The organism is Polynucleobacter sp. (assembly GCF_030693775.1).
Taxonomy (GTDB): Bacteria; Pseudomonadota; Gammaproteobacteria; order Burkholderiales; family Burkholderiaceae; genus Polynucleobacter.
On sequence record NZ_JAUXZY010000003.1, the window covers coordinates 145,729 to 166,836 of the forward strand.

Annotated in this window: 19 protein-coding genes; 17 read left to right on the forward strand and 2 right to left on the reverse strand. The window is 51.1% G+C overall.

The genetic code is table 11. The annotated features are described in order from the left end of the window. Positions 1-2: 2 nt before the first annotated feature. From Q8M75_RS02400 to Q8M75_RS02465, 14 genes are read left to right on the forward strand one after another with little or no spacing between them, the layout of a single operon-like run. Positions 3-602, forward strand: coding sequence for an NADH-quinone oxidoreductase subunit C (locus tag Q8M75_RS02400; protein ID WP_305485803.1), 600 nt, complete (start codon positions 3-5; stop codon positions 600-602). A 2-nt stretch (positions 603-604) separates the two neighbouring features. Continuing rightward, a complete protein-coding gene (locus Q8M75_RS02405) occupies positions 605-1,858 on the forward strand; it encodes an NADH-quinone oxidoreductase subunit D (protein WP_305485804.1) in 1,254 nt (417 codons plus the stop codon). A gap of 25 nt (positions 1,859-1,883) precedes the next feature. Next, a complete protein-coding gene (gene nuoE / locus Q8M75_RS02410; RefSeq protein WP_305485806.1) occupies positions 1,884-2,402 on the forward strand; it encodes an NADH-quinone oxidoreductase subunit NuoE in 519 nt (172 codons plus the stop codon). Continuing rightward, entirely contained in the window at positions 2,399-3,694 is a 1,296-nt protein-coding gene (nuoF, locus tag Q8M75_RS02415) for an NADH-quinone oxidoreductase subunit NuoF (RefSeq protein ID WP_305485809.1), read from the forward strand. Before nuoE ends, nuoF begins: the two co-directional genes overlap by 4 nt. Positions 3,695-3,729: 35 nt before the next feature. After that, a complete protein-coding gene (nuoG, locus tag Q8M75_RS02420; RefSeq protein WP_305485941.1) occupies positions 3,730-6,054 on the forward strand; it encodes an NADH-quinone oxidoreductase subunit NuoG in 2,325 nt (774 codons plus the stop codon). 17 nt (positions 6,055-6,071) lie between these two features. After that, positions 6,072-7,136 (forward strand): NADH-quinone oxidoreductase subunit NuoH, encoded by a 1,065-nt coding sequence (gene nuoH / locus Q8M75_RS02425; protein ID WP_371131735.1) that lies wholly within the window; start codon positions 6,072-6,074, stop codon positions 7,134-7,136. 9 nt (positions 7,137-7,145) lie between these two features. Next, positions 7,146-7,637 carry an NADH-quinone oxidoreductase subunit NuoI gene (nuoI, locus tag Q8M75_RS02430; RefSeq protein WP_305485812.1) on the forward strand — a complete coding sequence of 164 codons (492 nt, stop codon included), beginning with the start codon at positions 7,146-7,148 and terminating at the stop codon, positions 7,635-7,637. A 9-nt stretch (positions 7,638-7,646) separates the two neighbouring features. Then, complete coding sequence (locus Q8M75_RS02435) at positions 7,647-8,309, forward strand: NADH-quinone oxidoreductase subunit J (RefSeq protein WP_305485814.1); 663 nt, start codon at positions 7,647-7,649, stop codon at positions 8,307-8,309. Then, positions 8,306-8,614 carry an NADH-quinone oxidoreductase subunit NuoK gene (gene nuoK / locus Q8M75_RS02440; protein WP_305485816.1) on the forward strand — a complete coding sequence of 103 codons (309 nt, stop codon included), beginning with the start codon at positions 8,306-8,308 and terminating at the stop codon, positions 8,612-8,614. Before Q8M75_RS02435 ends, nuoK begins: the two co-directional genes overlap by 4 nt. 17 nt (positions 8,615-8,631) lie before the next feature. Further along, complete coding sequence (nuoL, locus tag Q8M75_RS02445) at positions 8,632-10,683, forward strand: NADH-quinone oxidoreductase subunit L (protein ID WP_305485818.1); 2,052 nt, start codon at positions 8,632-8,634, stop codon at positions 10,681-10,683. A 15-nt stretch (positions 10,684-10,698) separates the two neighbouring features. Next, positions 10,699-12,165: an NADH-quinone oxidoreductase subunit M gene (locus Q8M75_RS02450; protein ID WP_305485820.1), complete on the forward strand. Its 1,467-nt coding sequence runs from the start codon at positions 10,699-10,701 to the stop codon at positions 12,163-12,165. 13 nt (positions 12,166-12,178) lie between these two features. Further along, positions 12,179-13,669 (forward strand): NADH-quinone oxidoreductase subunit NuoN, encoded by a 1,491-nt coding sequence (gene nuoN / locus Q8M75_RS02455; protein WP_305485822.1) that lies wholly within the window; start codon positions 12,179-12,181, stop codon positions 13,667-13,669. 48 nt (positions 13,670-13,717) lie between these two features. Continuing rightward, positions 13,718-14,323 (forward strand): NUDIX domain-containing protein, encoded by a 606-nt coding sequence (locus tag Q8M75_RS02460; protein WP_371131730.1) that lies wholly within the window; start codon positions 13,718-13,720, stop codon positions 14,321-14,323. 58 nt (positions 14,324-14,381) lie between these two features. Further along, the gene (locus Q8M75_RS02465; protein WP_305485825.1) at positions 14,382-14,903 is read left to right on the forward strand and encodes a DUF1178 family protein; all 522 of its coding nucleotides are present in this window, start codon (positions 14,382-14,384) and stop codon (positions 14,901-14,903) included. Positions 14,904-15,025: 122 nt separating this feature from the next. On the opposite strand, the gene Q8M75_RS02470 is transcribed toward Q8M75_RS02465, so the two are convergent. Further along, positions 15,026-16,552 carry a CoA-acylating methylmalonate-semialdehyde dehydrogenase gene (locus Q8M75_RS02470; RefSeq protein WP_305485828.1) on the reverse strand — a complete coding sequence of 509 codons (1,527 nt, stop codon included), beginning with the start codon at positions 16,550-16,552 and terminating at the stop codon, positions 15,026-15,028. A gap of 189 nt (positions 16,553-16,741) precedes the next feature. On the opposite strand from Q8M75_RS02470, the gene Q8M75_RS02475 reads away from it, so the two are divergent. Continuing rightward, positions 16,742-17,863, forward strand: a complete 1,122-nt coding sequence (locus Q8M75_RS02475; protein WP_305485831.1) for an NADH:flavin oxidoreductase/NADH oxidase — start codon at positions 16,742-16,744, stop codon at positions 17,861-17,863. On the opposite strand, the gene Q8M75_RS02480 is transcribed toward Q8M75_RS02475, so the two are convergent. Continuing rightward, positions 17,860-19,170 carry an amidase gene (locus Q8M75_RS02480; protein WP_305485834.1) on the reverse strand — a complete coding sequence of 437 codons (1,311 nt, stop codon included), beginning with the start codon at positions 19,168-19,170 and terminating at the stop codon, positions 17,860-17,862. The two genes, Q8M75_RS02475 and Q8M75_RS02480, sit on opposite strands and share 4 nt — an antisense overlap. Before the next feature lie 79 nt (positions 19,171-19,249). On the opposite strand from Q8M75_RS02480, the gene Q8M75_RS02485 reads away from it, so the two are divergent. After that, complete coding sequence (locus Q8M75_RS02485) at positions 19,250-19,915, forward strand: SprT family zinc-dependent metalloprotease (protein WP_305485836.1); 666 nt, start codon at positions 19,250-19,252, stop codon at positions 19,913-19,915. A 95-nt stretch (positions 19,916-20,010) separates the two neighbouring features. Beyond that, positions 20,011-21,108, forward strand: a complete 1,098-nt coding sequence (locus tag Q8M75_RS02490; RefSeq protein WP_305485839.1) for a tartrate dehydrogenase — start codon at positions 20,011-20,013, stop codon at positions 21,106-21,108.

Sequence of the window (21,108 nt, forward strand, 5' to 3'; positions counted from 1 at the left end):
GAATGTCTGAGCGCCTGATTCAATTGCAGTCCCACGTCGAGCGTGCCTTAGGCGCGCGCGTGAAGTCGATTACATTGGCCTTGAATGAGTTAACGGTGGTATTGCGCGCCGATACTTATTTAGAGTCCGCTCTGATTTTGCGTGATGATCCGGCACTGGGTTTTGAGCAGTTGATTGATTTATGTGGCGTTGATTACCAAGACTACCTCGATGGCACCTATAGCGGCCCCCGCTTTGCGGTGGTGACCCACTTGTTGTCAGTGAAGCACAACCTGCGTTTGCGCCTTCGTGTCTTTGCGCCGGACGATAGTTATCCTTTGGTTTCCTCATTGACTTCGGTTTGGGCCTCGGCAAATTGGTTTGAGCGCGAAGCATTTGACCTCTTTGGTATTTTGTTTGATGGCCATGCCGATCTGCGTCGCATCTTGACCGACTATGGATTTATTGGTCATCCCTTCCGCAAGGATTTCCCGATCTCTGGGAATGTCGAAATGCGTTATGACCCAGAGTTACAGCGGGTTGTCTACCAACCGGTCACGATTGAGACTCGCGAGGTTACACCGCGCGTCGTGCGGGAAGAGCAATACGGAGGCCCAGTTTAATCATGGCCGAGATTAAAAATTACACCCTGAACTTTGGTCCGCAGCATCCAGCTGCGCACGGCGTATTGCGTTTAGTGCTGGAGCTCGACGGCGAAGTCATTCAACGCGCTGATCCACACATTGGCTTATTGCACCGTGCGACTGAAAAACTCGCCGAGACCCGTACCTGGATTCAGAGCGTGCCTTATATGGATCGCCTCGATTACGTCTCGATGATGGTCAACGAGCACGCCTATGTGATGGCTATTGAAAAATTACTCAACGTCGATGTGCCGCTGCGCGCGCAATACATCCGCGTGATGTATGACGAGTTAACACGCTTACTCAACCACTTATTGTGGATTGGTTGCCATGGCTTGGACGTCGGTGCTATGGCCGTTTTCTTGTACGCCTTCCGCGATCGCGAAGATATTTTTGATATGTACGAAGCAGTCTCGGGTGCACGTATGCATGCAGCGTATTACCGTCCCGGCGGCGTCTATCGTGACCTACCTGAGCGTATGCCGCAGTTTGCTGAGTCCAAGACACGCAGCAGCAGTGCACTCAAGCGCTTAAACGAAGACCGCAGCGGTTCTTTGCTGGATTTCATTGAAGCATTTACCCAGCGCTTCCCCGGAAACGTCGATGAGTACTGTAATTTGTTGACCGATAACCGTATTTGGAAACAGCGCCTCGTGGGCATTGGGGTTGTCTCGCCTGAGCGCGCCTTGCAACTGGGCTTTACTGGTCCCATGCTCCGTGGTTCTGGCGTGGAGTGGGATTTGCGTAAGAAGCAACCCTATGAAGTCTATGACCGCTTGCAGTTTGATATTCCAGTGGGCGTCAATGGCGATTCCTATGACCGCTACTTAATTCGCATGGAAGAGATGCGTCAGTCCAATCGCATTGTTCAGCAATGCGTTGCTTGGTTGCGTGCCAATCCTGGTCCGGTGATGAGTGATAACCACAAGGTATCGCCACCTGCACGCGTGGATATGAAAACCAATATGGAAGAGTTGATTCACCACTTCAAACTCTTTACTGAAGGGATTCATGTTCCGGCAGGCGAGGCCTACGCTGCGGTTGAGCACCCCAAGGGTGAGTTTGGCATCTACGCCGTATCGGATGGCGCGAATAAACCATATCGCCTAAAAATCCGTGCCCCTGGCTTTGTGCATTTGGCATCGCTCGATGAAATGGCCCGCGGCCACATGATTGCCGATGCGGTAACGATTATTGGTACACAAGACATTGTGTTCGGCGAGATTGATCGCTAATCGCATAGGTACCCAGGACTCATTAATGACACACACTCCAACCATGCAACTATCTGCCAAGACCCGCGCCGATATGGAGCGCAACATCGCGAAGTACCCTGCCGATCAAAAGCAATCCGCTGTGATGGCCTGTTTAATTGCAGCGCAAACCGAAGTGGGTTGGGTCTCGCCCGAGGTGATAGCTGAGGTTGCATCCGTATTGGGTATGACCACCATTGCAGTGGATGAGGTTGCCACTTTTTACAATATGTATGACACCAAACCCATTGGGCGTCACAAAATCGTGGTGTGTACTAATTTACCCTGCCAACTCAGCAATGGCGAGCGTGCTGCCAATCATTTAAAGCAGCAGTTGGGGATTGGTTTTAATGAGACTACGCCTTGCGGTACCTTTACCTTAAAAGAGGGTGAGTGCATGGGCGCCTGCGGCGACTCCCCAGTGATGCTGGTGAACAATAAAACCATGTGCAGCTTTATGAGCAATGAAAAAATTGACGCACTCTTAAATGAGTTGCGCGCTTCGGCAAAAGGACAGCCAGCATGACGAGTCTCCATAGCCGTCACATCAAGCCATTAATCTTGGCTGGCCTCACTGGTGATAACTGGGGTCTTAAAGACTATGAAAGCCGCGGCGGTTATCAGCAGTTGCGCCGAATTCTGAAGGATAAAGTTACGCCAGACGCATTGATTGCAGAATTAAAAGCATCGTCATTGCGCGGTCGTGGCGGTGCAGGATTCCCAACTGGACTGAAGTGGAGCTTCATGCCCCGCCAGTTCCCCGGTCAAAAATACTTAGTTTGTAATAGCGATGAGGGCGAGCCCGGTACATTTAAAGACCGTGACATCATGCGTTACAACCCGCATGCATTGATCGAAGGCATGATCATTGGTGCCTACACCATGGGCATTAGCGTTGGTTATAACTATATCCACGGTGAAATCTGGGAAGTCTATACCCGCTTTGAAGAAGCATTGGAAGAGGCCCGTGCCGCAGGTTATTTGGGCGATTCCATTCTAGGAACCGAGTTTAATTTTCAATTGCATGCTTCTCCGGGCTGGGGCGCCTACATTTGCGGTGAAGAAACTGCGCTGCTGGAGTCCCTCGAAGGCAAAAAGGGCCAACCCCGCTTCAAACCACCGTTCCCTGCGAGCTTTGGTTTGTATGGCAAGCCCACGACAATTAACAATACCGAAACCTTTGCTGCCGTGCCATTCATATTGGCAATTGGTGGTGAGGCGTATTTGCAACTCGGCAAGCCGAATAATGGCGGCACCAAAATCTTCTCGGTTTCGGGTGATGTAGTACATCCCGGCAATTACGAGGTTCCATTGGGAACGCCATTCTCAGAGCTCTTGCAGCTCGCTGGCGGGATGCGCGAAGGAAAGGCATTGAAAGCAGTGATCCCCGGTGGATCGTCAGCGCCAGTTATTCCGGGCGCCATGATGATGGATCTAACGATGGACTACGACAGCATTGCGAAAGCAGGTTCGATGCTGGGCTCTGGCGCGGTCATCGTCATGAATGACACCCGTTGCATGGTCAAGTCGCTACTGCGCTTATCCTATTTTTATCACGAAGAGTCCTGTGGACAGTGCACCCCATGCCGTGAGGGTACCGGTTGGTTGTGGCGCATCGTCAATCGCATTGAACATGGACAAGGGCGCCCAGAAGATTTGGATTTGCTCAATGACGTTGCAGCAAATATTCAAGGTAGAACCATTTGTGCTTTAGGCGATGCAGCAGCAATGCCAGTGCGCGGCATGCTAAAGCACTACATGGATGAGTTTGCGTACCACGTTGAGCACAAGCGTTGCATCGTGCCTGAATACGTTTAAGCCCCATTTAAAGAGAAGGATTTGTTGACGTGAGCATGGTTGAAATCGAATTGGACGGCAAGGCAGTCGAAGTTCCGCAAGGTTCGATGGTGATGCACGCCGCAAATAAATTGGGAACCTACATTCCCCATTTTTGCTATCACAAGAAATTATCGATTGCAGCCAACTGCCGCATGTGCCTAGTTGAAGTTGAAAAAGCACCTAAACCATTGCCAGCCTGTGCGACACCAGTAACCCAGGGTATGAAGGTGTTCACCCATTCTGCAAAAGCAGTCGAAGCGCAGCGTTCCGTCATGGAGTTTTTGCTGATCAATCATCCCCTCGATTGCCCAATTTGTGATCAAGGCGGTGAGTGCCAATTACAAGATCTATCGGTCGGTTACGGTAAATCCACATCGCGCTACAGTGAAGAAAAGCGCGTGGTGTTTCATAAAAATGTAGGTCCGCTCATTTCGATGGAAGAGATGACGCGTTGCATTCATTGCACCCGCTGCGTTCGCTTCGGCCAAGAGGTTTCCGGAATCATGGAACTGGGTATGGTTAATCGTGGTGAGCATTCTGAGATCACCACATTCTCTGGTCAAACCATTGATTCCGAGTTATCGGGAAACATGATTGACATTTGCCCAGTTGGTGCTTTGACCAGCAAGCCATTCCGCTATGCTGCGCGCACATGGGAGTTAGGGCGTAAGCGCTCATTGAGTCCGCACGATAGCCTGGGTACCAACACTACAGTACAAACCAAAGCCAACCGTGTCATGCGGGTCGTTGCTCTGGAAAATGAAGCCATTAATGAATGCTGGATCAGTGACCGCGACCGTTTTGCCTACGAAGGCGTGAACAGTGCAGAGCGTTTGACTGTGCCGATGGTCAAGCAAGAGGGCAAATGGCTCGAGACCGACTGGGAGTCTGCTTTAGAGTACGTCACCCGTTCTTTGAAAACCATTACGGCCGATCATGGCGCTGATGCACTTGCAGCCATCGCTCACCCAATCTCGAGCGTCGAAGAGTTGCATCTTCTGCAAAAAGTAGTGCGTGCAATGGGCTCTGACCGCGTAGAGACGCGCCTGCGCCAAACCGATGTGCGCGGTGCTGCAGCTGCGCCATGGCTCGGCATGCCGATTGCCAATGTAAGCCAATTGGATCGCGCACTCGTGGTTGGTAGTTTTTTACGTAAAGAGCAGCCGCTGATTGCAGCACGTTTGCGTACCGCTACGAAGCGCGGCCTCCAGATTTCTCGCGTAGATGCAGGCGGTGACGATTGGTTAATGCCTTCGCTGAGTCTTGCTGCGGCGCCGAGTCGCTGGACTGCGGTGCTGACTGAAGTCGCCAGCGCGATTGCCAAAGCAAAATCGAGTCAGTTGCCCGCAGGTATTCAGGGTGGGGTGATCTCTAAAGAAGCGCAAGCGATTGCAGATAGCCTTTTGTCTGGATCCAATAAAGCGGTTCTCTTGGGCTCTGCTGCAATTGCGCATCCCCATGCCTCTAATTTGCATGTGCTAGCCCAATTTATTGCCGAGCAAACCGGCGCTACCTTTGGATTTTTGCCTATTGGTGGCAATGCCGTCGCGGCACCGCTGTTGCAAGCCGTTCAACAAAAACCCAATGCGGGCATTGATTCTGTCCTCGACGGTAGTGCTCGCGCAGTCCTGTTGCTGAATGTGGAGCCTTTATCTGATTTACCAAATCCAGAGCAGGCACGTTCTGCATTAGCCAAGGCCGATACCGTTATTGCGCTAACTGCGTTTGCTAGCAGCGAACTATTGGAATTGGCTGATGTGTTGTTACCCATTACGCCATTCACGGAATCGGTAGGCAGCTTTATCAATGCGGCAGGAACGGTGCAGACCATCCAGCCATCGGTACGCCCCCTGGCAGATGCAAGACCAGCATGGAAAGTATTACGTGCCATGGGCAGCTTGCTCGGTCTGAATGGCTTCTTACTCAATACACCCGAAGAGGTTTGCGGTGAGGCCTTAGCTAAACCCATTGCCGAGCGCCTGAATAACCGATTTAATGCATCCCCTAGTTTGGTTCAAGAGCAAGCGGTTAACGGACTTGAGCGCGTTAGCGATTTACCGATTTATGGTGTCGATGCGATCGTGCGCCGTGCTCCGGCATTGCAACTGACCCGCGACGCTAAAAATGCACATCGCCTTGGCTTAAATGCCAAAACCTTTGCTGAACTCAATCTAAAAGAGGGTGATTTGGTTGCTATTTCACAAGGTGCTAAAACCGTGCAAATGCCTGCCATGCTGGAAAGTCAGTTAGCTGCTGGATGTGTGCGCATGTCAGCAACTTCGCCCGCAAGCGCTGAACTCGGTGCGATGTTCGGCCCCGTTACGGTCAGCCGAGTTTAGGAATCACCATGACTGACATACTCAACGCCATCAATCTGCACGGAACCGAGCTCTTTGGCTCGCTATGGCCTCTGGTTTGGACATTGGTCAAGATCGTTGCGATTGTGTTGCCGATGTTTGCTGCTGTAGCGTATATGACTCTATGGGAGCGTAAGCTGATTGGCTGGATGCACATTCGTCTCGGGCCGAATCGAACGGGTCCGCTGGGATTGTTACAACCGATTGCCGATGCAATTAAGTTGTTGCTCAAAGAGATTGTTTCGCCAACCCGCTCCAATAAAGTACTGTTTGTGATTGCCCCTGTGATGGTGATTGCTCCTGCCTTTGCGGCGTGGGCGGTGATTCCGTTTCAGGCTGAGATGGTTTTGGCGGATGTGAATGCTGGCCTCCTGTACGTCATTGCGATTTCATCGATCGGGGTATACGGCGTTATTTTGGCGGGGTGGGCATCGAACTCTAAATACCCGTTCTTAGCGGCGATGCGCGCTTCAGCACAAATGATTTCCTACGAAATCGCCATGGGCTTTGCATTGGTCACCGTTCTCATTATTTCAGGCTCACTTAATCTGAGCAAGATCGTGCTCTTGCAAGATACCGGCATCTTTGCGGATATGGGGCTTAATTTCCTATCGTGGAATTGGTTGCCGCTGCTGCCCATGTTCCTGATTTACTTTATCTCTGGCGTTGCCGAAACCAATCGCCATCCCTTTGACGTGGTCGAGGGTGAGTCCGAGATCGTGGCAGGTCACATGGTGGAATATTCAGGTATGGCGTACGCGATGTTCTTCTTGGCGGAATACGCCAACATGATCATGATTGCCGCGCTTACCTCCATTCTGTTCTTAGGCGGATGGCTGCCGATTTTGGATTTACCCATCCTGCGTGATATTCCAGGTTTCTTCTGGTTGTTTGCCAAGACCTTCTTCATTCTGTCTTGCTTTATTTGGTTGCGAGCCACCTTGCCACGCTACCGCTACGACCAGATCATGCGTTTGGGTTGGAAGATCTTTATTCCACTGTCGGTTTTTTGGGTGATTTTGGTTGGCACTTGGGTTATCTCTCCTTGGAATATTTGGAACTAAGCCGCGATTATGTTTAAACGAATAAATCAGTTTTTAAGCAGCCTCATGCTCAAGGATGTGTTGACTGGGATGGCTATCACCGGAAAATACCTCTTTAAGCCCAAGTTCACGGTGCAGTATCCGGAAGAAAAGACCCCCCAGTCACCGCGTTTCCGAGGCCTACATGCCTTGCGTCGCTACCCGAATGGAGAAGAGCGTTGCATCGCCTGTAAATTATGTGAAGCCGTATGTCCTGCTATGGCGATTTCGATTGAGTCTGATCAGCGCGACGATGGTACTCGCCGGACCACGCGTTACGACATCGATTTAACCAAGTGTATTTTTTGCGGCTTCTGTGAAGAGGCCTGTCCGGTTGATGCCATCGTCGAAACTAACATCTTTGAATACTTTGGTGATAAACGGGGTGATTTGTATTTCACAAAAGATATGCTCTTGGCCGTTGGTGATCAGTATGAAACCGAGATTGCAGCCAATCGCAAAGCCGATGCCCCATACCGTTAATTCCCTTTTATGACATTCGAACCCGCGACCATCTATTCGATTTTTTTCTATGCCTTTGCGGGCATTTTGGTGTTATCTGCTCTGCAGGTGATCACCGCTCGTAATCCGGTGAACTCAGCTCTCTTTTTAATCCTGGCTTTTTTCTGCGCGTCGGGATTATGGATGCTGCTGCGGGCTGAGTTTTTAAGTCTCGTCCTCATTTTGGTTTATGTGGGCGCTGTGATGGTGCTTTTCCTCTTCGTGGTGATGATGCTAGATCTTGATTTGGCTCATCTGCGTCGGGATTTCAAGAAGTTTCTGCCGGTCGCCTTTTTGATTGGCGCAGTGATTGTGATGCAGCTCTCCATCGTCTTGATCCGAGGCTTTGTTGGAACTACGGTGCCGCTGCAGCCTATGCTCGAAGAAATGGGCGGCGTTCCCAATACCCAAGCCTTAGGACGCGTCCTCTTTGTCGATTATGTTTATGCCTTTGAGATTGCCGGCATCATTTTGCTGGTGGCGATTATTGCTGCGGTTGCTTTAACCTTGCGTCGCCGTAAAGATTCCAAGTCGCAAATTGTGGCCGATCAGGTTGCGGTTAATCCAGCCGACCGTATGCGTATGGTGAAGATGGACTCCGAAATGGACGCCAAGCAGGATCAGCGCAGTAAAACGGGTGGAGAGCCAAAATGACCATCACGCTTGCGCATTTTCTAGTACTCGGCGCCATTCTGTTTGCGATTAGCGTCGTTGGTATTTTCTTAAATCGCCGCAACATCATTATTTTGTTGATGGCCATTGAGCTGATGCTGTTATCAGTCAATATGAACTTTGTTGCCTTCTCCTACTACTTAGGTGACATGGCCGGTCAAGTCTTTGTGTTTTTCATCTTGACCGTTGCTGCTGCCGAGGCCGCTATTGGCTTGGCTATCTTGGTAACCCTGTTCCGTAAATTCGATTCGATCAATGCTGAAGAGCTTGATCACCTCAAAGGCTAGTTTAAAAAGACCCTGTAATGGAACTGACTCTCACTATTCCCGTACTCTGCGCCATACCGCTTGCGCCACTCATCGGCAGCATGCTGGTAGGATTTTTTGGCACCGGATTTTTAGGTAAGCAGCTGAGTCGTGGTGCCTGCCAAACCATCGCTATTTTGGGCGTGATGATTGCCTTTGTTCTGTCCTGCAATGTCTTAATGCAGGTCATGGATGGCTTTTACTTTAATGGCTCGGTTTATCGCTGGATGCAACTGGGCGAGCTTAGTTTTGATATCGGCTTTTTAATTGATCCACTGAGTGCCGTGATGATGGTGGTGGTGACCTTTGTTTCATTGATGGTCCATATTTACACCATTGGTTACATGGCAGAGGAGGAGGGCTACAACCGCTTCTTCTCCTATATTTCTTTGTTTACCTTTGCCATGCTGATGCTAGTCATGAGCAATAACCTGCTACAGCTCTTTTTTGGCTGGGAAGCAGTGGGCGTTGTTTCTTATCTGCTGATTGGTTTTTACTACGAGCGCCAAAGCGCCGTGTTTGCCAATATGAAAGCCTTCTTGGTCAATCGCGTAGGCGACTTTGGATTCATTTTGGGGATTGGCTTGCTCTTGGCTGGTACTGGTTCCATGAACTACGATGCCATCTTTGCTCAAAACACGGTATTGGCTGCGCAGACTCTGCCGGGTACAGACTGGAATTTAGTGACCGTGGCTTGTATTTGCCTCTTCATCGGCGCCATGGGTAAATCGGCTCAGTTTCCCTTGCATGTATGGCTGCCCGATTCGATGGAAGGCCCAACCCCCATTTCTGCCTTGATTCATGCGGCAACCATGGTGACGGCCGGCATATTCATGGTGAGCCGTATGTCACCCTTGTTTGAGTTGTCTGATACCGCCCTCAGCTTTATTTTGGTGATTGGCTCTATCACTGCGCTATTTATGGGTTTCTTGGGTATCGTGCAAAACGATATCAAGCGAGTGGTTGCGTATTCAACCCTTTCGCAATTGGGCTTCATGACGATTGCTCTGGGCGTGTCTGCCTATCCCATCGCCATTTTCCACCTGATGACCCATGCATTTTTCAAAGCCCTCTTGTTCCTCGGAGCAGGTAGTGTGATCCTGGGAATGCACCACGAACAAGACATGCGCAAGATGGGCGGTCTATGGAAGTACATGCCCGTCACTTGCTTGATGATGCTCTTGGGTAGCTTGGCTCTGATTGGCACACCGTTCTTCTCTGGCTTTTATTCCAAAGATTCGATTATTGAAGCGGTGGCAGCCAGCACGATCCCTGGTTCTGGATTTGCCTTGTTTGCAGTCATGGCCAGTGTCTTTGTAACAGCCCTTTATTCATTCCGCCTGTATTTCTATGTCTTCCATGGCAAAGAGCGTTTTGGTCATGCAAGCCATGATCACCACGCACACGACGATCATGGCCACGATGATCATGCGCACCATGGCTTGGCGCCAGGAGAGAAGCCCCACGAGTCTCCATGGGTTGTTACTATCCCATTAATTCTCTTGGCTATTCCATCGGTCATCATCGGCTTTTATACGATTGACCCCTTGCTGTACGGCACCTTCTTTGGCGACTCTATTTTTATTGATATCGCCAAGCATCCCGTGATGAAGCATTTGGCAGAGGCGTTTCATGGCCCTGTAGCGATGGCAATGCATGCCTTTGGCACCTGGGTTCTGCTATTGGTAGTCTTGGGAGTATTGGCCGCTGCGATTGGCTATTTATGGATGCCCAGCTTGCCAGCGAAGGTCTCCGAAGCGCTTGCTCCCATTAAGAAGCTCCTCGATCATAAATATTATTTGGACGAGCTAAACCAGGCTGTCTTTGCAAAAGGAATGCTTTGGTTTGGTGGTGTGTTTTGGCACCGCGGCGATCAAAAAATTATTGACGGCATGTTGGTGAATGGCAGTGCCCATCTAGTCGGCCGATTTGCTGGCGTAATCCGCCACTTGCAATCGGGTTACCTCTATCACTATGCCTTTGCCATGATATTGGGCTTAATCGCCTTGCTCTCATGGATCTTGTATACCTATATTTATATCGCTTATTAAGTAGAACACCCCGTTATGATTCTTTCCTACGCCATCTGGATCCCGATCGTTTTCGGTCTGATCATTTTGATTTATGGGTCTGAGCGTCCATCCTCAGGGGTGCGTTACCTTGCGTTGTTTGGCTCTGTACTCGGCTTCATTGCTACCTTGCCTTTGGTATTGCAGTTTGATGAATCGACTGCTGGTATGCAGTTTGTCGAAAAGCTCAGTTGGATTGAGCGCTACGACATCAACTATCACCTAGGAGTAGACGGTATCTCCGTTTGGTTTGTCGTTCTGACGGCATTTATTAACATCTTTGTGGTTATTGCCGCATGGGAAGTCATTACTGAAAAGGTGTCGCAGTATCTGGCCGCCTTCATGATCCTATCCGGCCTCATGATCGGTGTTTTTTCAGCGCTCGACGGCATGTTGTTTTATGTCTTCTTCGAGGCCACCTTGATACCGATGTACATCATCATTGGGGTGTGGGGTGGCAAGAACCGCATTTATGCGGCGTTCAAATTCTTCCTCTATACCTTGCTGGGCTCGCTGCTGACCTTGATCGCGATGCTGTATCTGTACAACGCTACTAATACCTTTGATATTCAGTCTTGGCACCATGCACCCCTCGATATTGTTGAGCAAATTCTGATTTTCTTTGCCTTCTTTATGGCCTTTGCTGTCAAAGTGCCCATGTGGCCTTTACATACCTGGTTGCCCGATGTCCACGTGGAAGCGCCTACCGGGGGATCGGTCGTGTTGGCGGCAATTATGTTGAAGCTGGGTGCCTATGGCTTCTTGCGTTTCTCTTTGCCGATTGCGCCGGATGCCAGCATGTACCTCGGCCCCTTTGTCATTTTCTTGTCCTTGGTGGCGGTTATCTACGTTGGCTTGGTTGCTTTGGTCCAGAAGGACATGAAAAAGCTAGTGGCATATTCATCGGTAGCGCATATGGGCTTTGTGACTCTGGGATTCTTCCTGTTTAGTCCACTCGGCGTAGAGGGTGGCATTATTCAAATGATCTCCCACGGCTTTATTTCTGGGGCGATGTTCTTGGCGATTGGCGTGCTCTATGACCGGATGCATACCCGGCAAATTGCCGATTTTGGTGGCGTGATTCACCGGATGCCCAAGTTTTCTGTGTTCATGGTCTTTTTGGCGATGGCCAATTGCGGCTTGCCAGCCACCTCGGGCTTCGTTGGCGAATTTATGGTCATTTTGGCTGCCGTTGATTACGATTTCTGGATTGGCGTACTGGCGGCAACCGCCTTGATATTAGGCGCCGCATACTCCTTGTGGATGGTCAAGCGTGTTGTATTTGGTGCGATTGCTAACCCCGAAGTGGATGCGCTAACCGACATTAATGGCCGCGAGTTTTTCATGTTGGCTGTTCTATCCATCTGCGTTCTCTGGATGGGTATTTATCCAAAACCCTTTACTGACATCATTCACCCAGCAGTGATCCATCTGCTTGAGCATGTCGCTATCAGCAAACTTTAAGCAAGGTAACACCATGGATACTTTTGACCTGATTGCGATTGCCCCTGAACTGATCCTTGCTTTCATTGCAAGTGATTTGCTATTGACCAGCGCATTTATTAAAGAAAAGAAAGAAAACCAAGGGCCGGATGTATTCCATACGCCCAAGGCCGCATCCTTTGTCTATTTTTCCAGTTGCTTACTGCTCATTGGGCTGGGCCTTGCATTTTTGTTTCGCGTGGATGATCTGCCGTATTACGCCATGTACGGCCTATTTCAGTCGGATCCTGTTGCCAATCTACTCAAGGCGGTATCGTGCTTTGCCTTGTTAATTACCTTAATTTATTCGAAACAGTATCTGATTGATCGTGGCCTGTTTAGGCCCGACTTTATCGTGCTGGCTTTGTTTGCGCTCTTGGGTCAGCTGGTGCTCATATCGGGATCCAACCTTTTGACCCTCTACCTCGGTTTAGAGTTGATGGCCTTGTCTACCTATGGTTTAGTGGCCATGCGTCACTCTAGTGGCATGTCTTCTGAGGCAGCCATTAAATACTTTGTGCTGGGCGCCTTAGCATCGGGTTTCTTGCTTTACGGCATGTCGATGCTCTATGGCGTTACTGGATCCCTCGATCTAGTAGAGATCTTTAGGACGGTTGCGGACCCGCGTATTAACCACCTCATCATGGCATTTGGTCTTGTCTTTATTATGGCTGGTCTGGCCTTCAAGCTGGGGGTTGCGCCATTTCATATGTGGGTACCGGATGTCTACCAAGGGGCGCCCACAGCAGTGACATTATTAATTGCTGCCGCACCTAAATTGGCTGCATTTGCATTGCTCTTCCGTTTGCTGGTGAATACCTTGCTGCCACTCTTGGCCGATTGGCAGCCGATGCTGATGATATTGGCTGTCCTCTCCTTAGTAGTCGGTAATGTCACTGCGATCGCGCAAACCAATTTAAAGCGGATGCTGGCCTATTCAGCAATTGCACAGATGGGCTTTGTCTTGCTGGGCATGCTCTCCGTGTTTGATGATCACGCATTTAGTGCCTCCATGTTTTATGCGGTGACCTATGTCATCACCACACTCGGCACTTTTGGTCTTCTCATGGTCTTATCGCGCAAGGGATATGATTGTGAAACGCTGGATGGCTTAAAAGGCCTCAATCGCAAACACCCTTGGTTTGCCTTCTTGGGGCTGCTAATGATGTTCTCTTTAGCCGGCATCCCACCCACAGTTGGTTTCGCTGCGAAGCTCTCCGTACTTGAGGCCTTGGTGGATGCCAATTATGTTTTCTTGGCCGTGATTGCCGTGATTGCATCACTGATCGGTGCGTTCTACTACTTACGCGTGGTGAAGGTCATGTACTTTGATGAGCCAAGTCATGAGCATTCTGTCAGTGGCACTGCTATTGCGAAAGGCGTTTTGGGTTTGAATGGTCTGATGGTGCTTGCACTTGGCATATTCCCTGGAGCGTTGATGGCCCTATGCCTGGATGTCATGCGAAACACCTTGCTCGGCGGCTAACACGATTAACCCAGCTAACTAGCTGGGTTTTTTTATGGACATTCTTTAATGACTGAAAAATCCCTGCATGAACTACCCACAGGCGATGCGCACTTAAAAGAGGAGTGTATCCACACACAAGACCTGTACGGCGGCCTATTTTTAAATATGAAGCGGGATACGGTCCGAATGCCGGATGGTGGTGAAGCGGTGCGCGAGTACCTTACGCATCCAGGTGCGGTAGCGATTGTTGCTTTACTGGACGATGGGCGTATTTTGCTCGAGCGCCAGTATCGCTATCCCGTAGCCCGGGTATGCATGGAGATACCAGCAGGGAAGTTAGATGCGGGGGAGGACCCCTTGGTCTGTGCCCAGCGGGAGCTACAAGAAGAGACGGGGTATACCGCCAGTAAATGGAGTTACATTCGGCGGATTCATCCGGTGATTTCGTATTCGACCGAATTCATCGATATTTATTTGGCTGAAGGCTTGAGCAAAGGTGAGCGGCAGCTCGACGATGAGGAATTTTTAGACGTATTTGCTGCTTCTCTGGATGAATTGCTAAGGTGGGTGGAAGAGGGCGCCATTACCGACGTCAAGACCACGATTTCAGCCTATTGGTTGGATCGCTATCGCCGGGGCTTGGTTAAGCCACAAGCGATCGTCGCCGCTTAAGAAACGCTATTAAAATAAGCTATATTGAATTTAGCAGTTTTGCCCCCATCTACACAGCATGAAAGTCTATAACCTATCCTGTTCCTTTGATCACCGCTTTGAGGGGTGGTTTGCTTCGGAGGAAGATTGCCTTACTCAGCAGGCTAGTGGCATGCTCGCTTGCCCTTTATGCAATAGCACTGAGATTACGCGGATGCCATCGGCACCCCACATTGCCAAGTCGCACGCCAAAGAGAATCAAGCGCAGAGCAGCGGGGCTTCCAGCGCACTCGCCAAGACAAACCCCACAGAAAATCAGCCAAACCAGAATGAGGTTGCCGCAGTGACGCGCGCTGATCATAGTCAGCTCGAAGCGCAAGTACAGGCCGCTTTTTTAAAGGGAATGCAAGAGCTCATGAGCCGTTCGGAAGACGTGGGTTCTGAATTTGCAGAGGAGGCTCGCAAGATTCATTACAAAGAGTCGCCCGAGCGCAGCATTCGGGGGAGCACTACCGTGGATGAAGTGGAGTCACTGCGCGAAGAGGGTATTGAGATCCTGGCTTTACCTGCGCTGCCGCTGCTAAAAAATACCCTGCAGTAAATCTTGCACCCTTGGTGTCTCGCTTAAGCACTCACCAAAACGTACCAAAGAAAAATAGCAACCCTCGGGTTGCTATTTCTATTTAAGGCAAACCAAAAAATGGTAGCCCGAGACCCCTAAGCTTACTTAGAGGTGGGCATCACAAACTCTGCACCCTTGGCAATGCTCTCAGGCCAGCGCTGCATCACGCTCTTTTGCTTGGTATAAAAACGCACACCTTCTTTGCCATAGGCATTCATATCCCCAAAGAGCGAGCGCTTCCAGCCACCAAAGCCATGCCAAGCCATCGGCACCGGAATCGGTACGTTAATGCCCACCATACCCACTTGGACGCGGCGCGCAAACTCACGGGCAATATTGCCATCGCTGGTAAAGCAGGCCACGCCGTTACCAAATTCATGGGCATTGACCAAGTCCAGTGCTTCGCCAAAGTTGGCAACGCGCATGCAGGACAGGACAGGTCCAAAAATCTCTTCCAGGTAAATTTGCATGTCCGGAGTAACGCCATCAAACAGCGTGCCACCCAACCAAAACCCCTTCTCTGATCCAGGAACGGAAAAATTGCGTCCGTCGACTAGTAGCTTGGCGCCGGCTGCAACGCCTTTATCGATGTAGCCGGTTATGCGATCAAGTGCAGCACGGGTCACAATCGGGCCCATTTCCGCATCGAGCTCCATACCATTTTTAATCTTCAATGAGCGGGTACGCTCAATCAGTTTAGGCATGATCTTTTCAGCAGCATCGCCGACCAAAACGGCTACCGAGATTGCCATGCAGCGCTCACCCGCGGAGCCATAGGCTGCGCCAACGAGGGCATCAACGGCTTTATCAATATCGGCATCCGGCATGACTACCATGTGATTCTTGGCACCGCCGAGGGCTTGCACGCGCTTACCAAAATGCGCGCCACGCTCGTAGATGTAATTAGCAATCGGGGTCGAGCCAACAAAGCTAATTGCCTTGACATCTGGATTTTCAATTAAGGCATCCACTGCTTCTTTGTCACCCTGAACGACGTTAAATACGCCTTTGGGTAGGCCAGCCTCGGTGAGTAATTTAGCCATCAAGAGAGAAGCGGATGGATCGGTTGGGCTCGGTTTCAGAATGAAGGTATTGCCGCACGCAATGGCGACCGGGAACATCCACATGGGCACCATCACTGGGAAGTTAAACGGCGTAATGCCGGCAACCACGCCCAAGGGCTGTCGCATGATCCAGTTATCAATATCAGTCGAGACCTGCTCGCTGTAGTCACCCTTCAATAACTCTGGAATGCCGGTCGCAAATTCCACAATTTCAATGCCGCGGGTGACTTCACCTTGGGCGTCTGTAAACACTTTGCCGTGTTCAGCGGTAATGATGGCCGCTAATTCATCGCGGTGGCTGTTGAGCAGCTCTAAATACTTAAACAGAATGCGCGCACGGCGTAGGGGTGGAGTATCCGCCCAAGCCGGAAAGGCCGCCTTGGCAGAGGCAACTGCCTCGTTGACATCATTTTTGCTGGCAAGCGCAACGCGCCGGGCAACTTGGCCACTGGCGGGATGGTGGACATCGCCAAAGCGGCTATTACTGGGGAGGTGCAGGGCGCCGCCAATGAAATGGGCAATATCGTCTTTGGAGTTAAATGGGGGGGTTTTATTGCTTGTCATAGGACCTTCTGTTGATCGACGGGGACTGGGTGATTTGGTGGTTTATGTAAGGCAAATACACTGGTTTATGCGGTAAATCGGGTGTTTAGTCCCTCGAAGTGCCGAACTGAACCTGGAATCCCATTATTCTATCGCTATCGTCTGTTTTCAGCTGTATTCCTCACAATTTGCTACTAAAAGGTTTTTTGCATGAGTCTGCTCTTTTCTCCCTATACCCTGGCATCTCCGAAGGGCGATTTAACCCTGGCGAACCGCATTGTGGTGGCGCCCATGTGCCAGTATTCCGCGGTAGACGGCATGGCGATGGATTGGCACCTAATGCATTGGGGCAATCTGCTCAATAGCGGAGCAGGATTATTCATCATTGAGGCGACTGCCGTAACCGCCCAAGGGCGAATCACCCCAGCCTGCCTAGGCTTATGGGATGACGCGACGGAGGCAGCCTTAAAGGACAAGTTAAGCCGAGCGCGTGCCTTGGCACCAGCCTTACCCGTTTTTATCCAACTTTCGCACGCCGGCCGTAAGGCATCGAGTGCGACGCCCTGGGAAGGCGGTCAGTTACTGGGGGAGGATCAGGGCGGCTGGGCTATCTGTGGTCCATCGGAGATTCCGCAGTTACCGAATGAGCGGACTCCCCATTCTATGAGTACAACTGAGCTGCAGGCGATGATCGATGCATTTCTGACAGCAGCGCTGCGCGCTGATCGTATTGGCATTGATGGGGTCGAGTTGCACTGTGCACACGGGTATTTGCTTCACCAGTTTTTATCGCCGATTGCAAACCAACGTAGCGATGCCTATGGCGGCTCTTTTGAGAATCGCATTCGCTTTCCCTTGGAATTATTTACAGCCGTCCGCAAGGCATATTCGGGGGTGCTGGGATTGCGTCTTTCGGCGTCGGATTGGATTGATGGCGGCTGGACTATCGAAGAGTCCACGGAATTTACGGCGCGCTTAAAGGCGGCGGGCGCCAACTTTATTCATGTTTCATCGGGCGGGATTTCGCGGCAACAACAGATTGCCATTGGACCGGACTACCAAGTGCCGTTTGCGAAAGCAATTAAAGCGCATGCCGGCTTGCCTACGATTGCTGTCGGACTCATTACTAGCCCGCAGCAAGCCGAAGCTATTTTGGAGCGGGGCGATGCGGATCTAATTGCTCTCGCTAGAGCCTTTTTATATAAACCCCGCTGGGCTTGGGAAGCAGCAGCAGCCCTTAAAGGGGAAGTGCATGCCAGTGAACAGTATTGGCGCTGTTTACCTACCGAAGCCCAAGCAGTATTTGGTAATGTGCGGATTGGTCAGCGTTAGGCTTGGGCGCGCGAAGCAGGATCAGCAAGCGCCTGCACGAATGCCTTTGCGGTACTAAGCAATAAACGGTCACGCCCCAGTCCAGCAACCAGTTGCACTCCGACTGGCATGTGATTGGGTCCCGTGCTGACGTTGATGTTGATGCAGGGATATCCAAGCACTGACCACGAGCGGCAAAAAATCGGATCGCCGGTGTGGGACTTGGTAGCCGGAGCTTCCCCGATCGCGCTGGGGGTAATGATGACATCTGCGCTATCCGCAAAAAACTGATCCATCGCTTGCCGCGCTTGCGCAACATAAATTAAATCAGCGGTATAGATTTCATAGGGGATAGCCGCACCGTCTTTGAGTTGGGCCGATATCTTGCTACCCAATAGCTTGGGAAAGTGAACGCGCTCAAATAGCAAACTGCGAGACATTTCGGAGGTCATGATGCGGCTTTGTGCATCCGCTAATCCATCAAAAAGGGCAGGTAAGCTTGCTTCGGAAATGCCATGGTGGCTGATGGAGTTGGCTGCAAAGCGAGCTAAGGCCATTGCCGTGACGGTTTCTTTTTGCGCCAAAGGCCAATGCACTGTATTTGCCAGAGCGATGCGTGGTTTGTGGTGCAAGGGATCGATGTTAGCCAAACTGTGATCGCCACTCATGGCTGCGACGCCTAAGGCAACATCGCTAACCGTTCTGCCAAAACAGCCTAAGGTATCCATGGAAATCGAGAGGCTTTTAACACCTGCAATACTGACCTTGCCATAGCTGGGCTTATAGCCAACCACACCACAAAAGCTGGCAGGGCGAATGATCGATGCGGCAGTTTGGGTGCCCGTAGCCAAAGGAACCATGAAGTCGGCTACGGCAGCAGCAGAGCCACTAGAGGAGCCGCCCGGGGTGTGGGCCGTATTGTGGGGATTGGCCGTGGGGCCGCTCTTAAAGGTCGCGAATTCCGTGGTCACGGTTTTGCCCAAGATAATGCCACCTGCTTTGCGCATCAGGGCGATTGATACAGCGTCCGTCGCTGGCTGATGATCGCGGTAGATGGGCGAACCATACGCCGTGGGGAGGTCATAGGTATCAAACAGGTCTTTGACGCCAATCGGCAGGCCATGCAACAGCCCAGTCGATGCGCCGCGATCGAGTTGACGGGCGCGCGCGATGGCGTTTTCTTTGCCAAGGCTTACCCACGCCTTGATGGTGCGTTCGCGCTGCCCAATGCGGTCTAAACACGCTAAGACTAAATGCTCTGCTTTTATCTTTCCTTGAGCAAGGGCGAGGGCGGCGTCGGATGCGCTGAGGCTTTCTAGATCATTCATAGGCCTATTCTAGTGGCGCTGGCGTATGATCGCAATTCAGCTCAATTGACCTCTGTTTTTTTCACCTCTTTTTACTTCTATGGCCATTCCCCACACCATCAACCGCGAAGCCTGGTTACAAGAGGCTGTTCGGCGCCTAGAGCCCATTTTTTCCAAAGCAGGCTATGCAATTCCGCCAGTGCGCGTGTCTTGCGGCTTTCCGGCTTCAAGTAGTCCACGAACGACCTTGGGTCAGTGCTGGCCACGCGAGCGCTCGGGCGATGGCGTGAATGAGATATTTATTTCCCCTAAGTTAGACGAGCCTGTTCAGTTGCTGGACACCTTGGTTCATGAGCTCTGCCATGCAGTAGACGACTGTTTTAGTGGTCATGGCGAGGATTTCAAGGGGATAGCCCAGGCATTGGGCCTAGAGGGTCCTGCACGGATGGCCCACGCCAGCGAAGCATTGGTCGTGCGGTTGATGATGATTGGTCAGGAGCTGGGGCCATACCCCCATCAGGCGATCGCCTTTCCGCCCCCAAGGCCAAGTAATGCCAGCCGCAGTAAAGCCAAGTGCGGGCAGTGCGGTTACGAAGTGACCTTACTCAAGCGCTGGGCCAGCTATGGCGCGCCCATCTGCCCAAAGGACAATATTCGCATGCAGGAGGCTGTGCCTGAAACGATTGAAAACACCTCCAATGCCGACTCGGACTCCATAGCCGAGGGCAAGCCTGGTCGGGATACCATTCGGCGCGCCATCAGTTAGTGGCTGGAGCCAGCGCCCCAGAGGAAGACTTGTAAAATAGATCCGTTCATAGTGCTGTTTAGCACGCCATTTAAATTACCCTTACGAAGCCCACCATGAATGCACAAAAAATAGTTAAGAACCCCAAAATTGCCGTTATTCCCGGAGACGGTATCGGCAAAGAAGTGATGCCCGAGGGCGTGCGTGCCTTAGAGGCAATCAGCAGAAAACTCGGCATTCCGATGCAGTTTGATCACTTTGACTTTGCAAGCTGTGATTACTACCTCAAGCACGGCAAGATGATGCCGGACGATTGGTTCGATACCTTAATGCAATACGACGCCATTTTCTTTGGCGCAGTCGGTATGCCCGACATTCTTCCGGACCATGTGTCGCTGTGGGGAAGTTTGATTCAGTTCCGCCGTGGCTTTGATCAGTACGTCAATTTACGCCCTGTGCGCTTACTGCCCGGCGTGCCATGCCCACTCGCCAATCGCAAACCGGGTGATATTGATTTCTTCGTGGTTCGGGAAAATACCGAAGGTGAATACTCCAGCGTAGGCGGCAAAATGTTCCCCGATACCGATCGGGAGTTTGTGATGCAAGAATCCGTTTTCACGCGTCATGGCGTCGACCGCATTCTGAAGTTTGCCTACGACTTAGCTCAGAGCCGTGATAAAAAACACCTGACGTCTGCAACCAAGTCGAACGGCATTGCAATCACCATGCCGTATTGGGATGAGCGGGTTGAGGTAATGGCCAAGAAGTATCCGGACGTAAAAAGCGACAAGTACCACATCGATATTTTGACAGCGCAGTTTGTGATGAACCCAGACCGTTTCGATGTTGTCGTTGCGAGTAATTTATTTGGCGATATTCTGTCAGACTTGGGCCCCGCATGTACCGGCACTATTGCAGTAGCGCCATCCGGCAGCATTAATCCCGAAGGATTATTTCCATCACTATTTGAGCCGGTGCATGGATCTGCACCCGATATTTTTGGCAAGATGATTGCGAACCCAATCGGTCAAATTTGGAGTGCCTCGATGATGATGGACCACTTGGGCTACCCCGAGGCGGGCAAGCGCATTTTTACAGCGATTGAGGACGTACTCTCCGCAGGTCCAGGCCATGCACCACTGACCCCGGATGTGGGTGGCACTGCCAAGACCGATGATCTGGGTAAAGCCATTGCGGCAGCAATCGAGCGCTGA

Coding starts and splice junctions, on each gene's coding strand:
- Q8M75_RS02400 (WP_305485803.1), top strand. CDS start 3: ATGTCTGAGCGCCTGATTCAATTGCAGTCCCACGTCGAGCGTGCCTTA.
- Q8M75_RS02405 (WP_305485804.1), top strand. CDS start 605: ATGGCCGAGATTAAAAATTACACCCTGAACTTTGGTCCGCAGCATCCA.
- nuoE (WP_305485806.1), top strand. CDS start 1,884: ATGACACACACTCCAACCATGCAACTATCTGCCAAGACCCGCGCCGAT.
- nuoF (WP_305485809.1), top strand. CDS start 2,399: ATGACGAGTCTCCATAGCCGTCACATCAAGCCATTAATCTTGGCTGGC.
- nuoG (WP_305485941.1), top strand. CDS start 3,730: ATGGTTGAAATCGAATTGGACGGCAAGGCAGTCGAAGTTCCGCAAGGT.
- nuoI (WP_305485812.1), top strand. CDS start 7,146: ATGTTTAAACGAATAAATCAGTTTTTAAGCAGCCTCATGCTCAAGGAT.
- Q8M75_RS02435 (WP_305485814.1), top strand. CDS start 7,647: ATGACATTCGAACCCGCGACCATCTATTCGATTTTTTTCTATGCCTTT.
- nuoK (WP_305485816.1), top strand. CDS start 8,306: ATGACCATCACGCTTGCGCATTTTCTAGTACTCGGCGCCATTCTGTTT.
- nuoL (WP_305485818.1), top strand. CDS start 8,632: ATGGAACTGACTCTCACTATTCCCGTACTCTGCGCCATACCGCTTGCG.
- Q8M75_RS02450 (WP_305485820.1), top strand. CDS start 10,699: ATGATTCTTTCCTACGCCATCTGGATCCCGATCGTTTTCGGTCTGATC.
- nuoN (WP_305485822.1), top strand. CDS start 12,179: ATGGATACTTTTGACCTGATTGCGATTGCCCCTGAACTGATCCTTGCT.
- Q8M75_RS02460 (WP_371131730.1), top strand. CDS start 13,718: ATGACTGAAAAATCCCTGCATGAACTACCCACAGGCGATGCGCACTTA.
- Q8M75_RS02465 (WP_305485825.1), top strand. CDS start 14,382: ATGAAAGTCTATAACCTATCCTGTTCCTTTGATCACCGCTTTGAGGGG.
- Q8M75_RS02470 (WP_305485828.1), bottom strand. CDS start 16,552: ATGACAAGCAATAAAACCCCCCCATTTAACTCCAAAGACGATATTGCC.
- Q8M75_RS02475 (WP_305485831.1), top strand. CDS start 16,742: ATGAGTCTGCTCTTTTCTCCCTATACCCTGGCATCTCCGAAGGGCGAT.
- Q8M75_RS02480 (WP_305485834.1), bottom strand. CDS start 19,170: ATGAATGATCTAGAAAGCCTCAGCGCATCCGACGCCGCCCTCGCCCTT.
- Q8M75_RS02485 (WP_305485836.1), top strand. CDS start 19,250: ATGGCCATTCCCCACACCATCAACCGCGAAGCCTGGTTACAAGAGGCT.
- Q8M75_RS02490 (WP_305485839.1), top strand. CDS start 20,011: ATGAATGCACAAAAAATAGTTAAGAACCCCAAAATTGCCGTTATTCCC.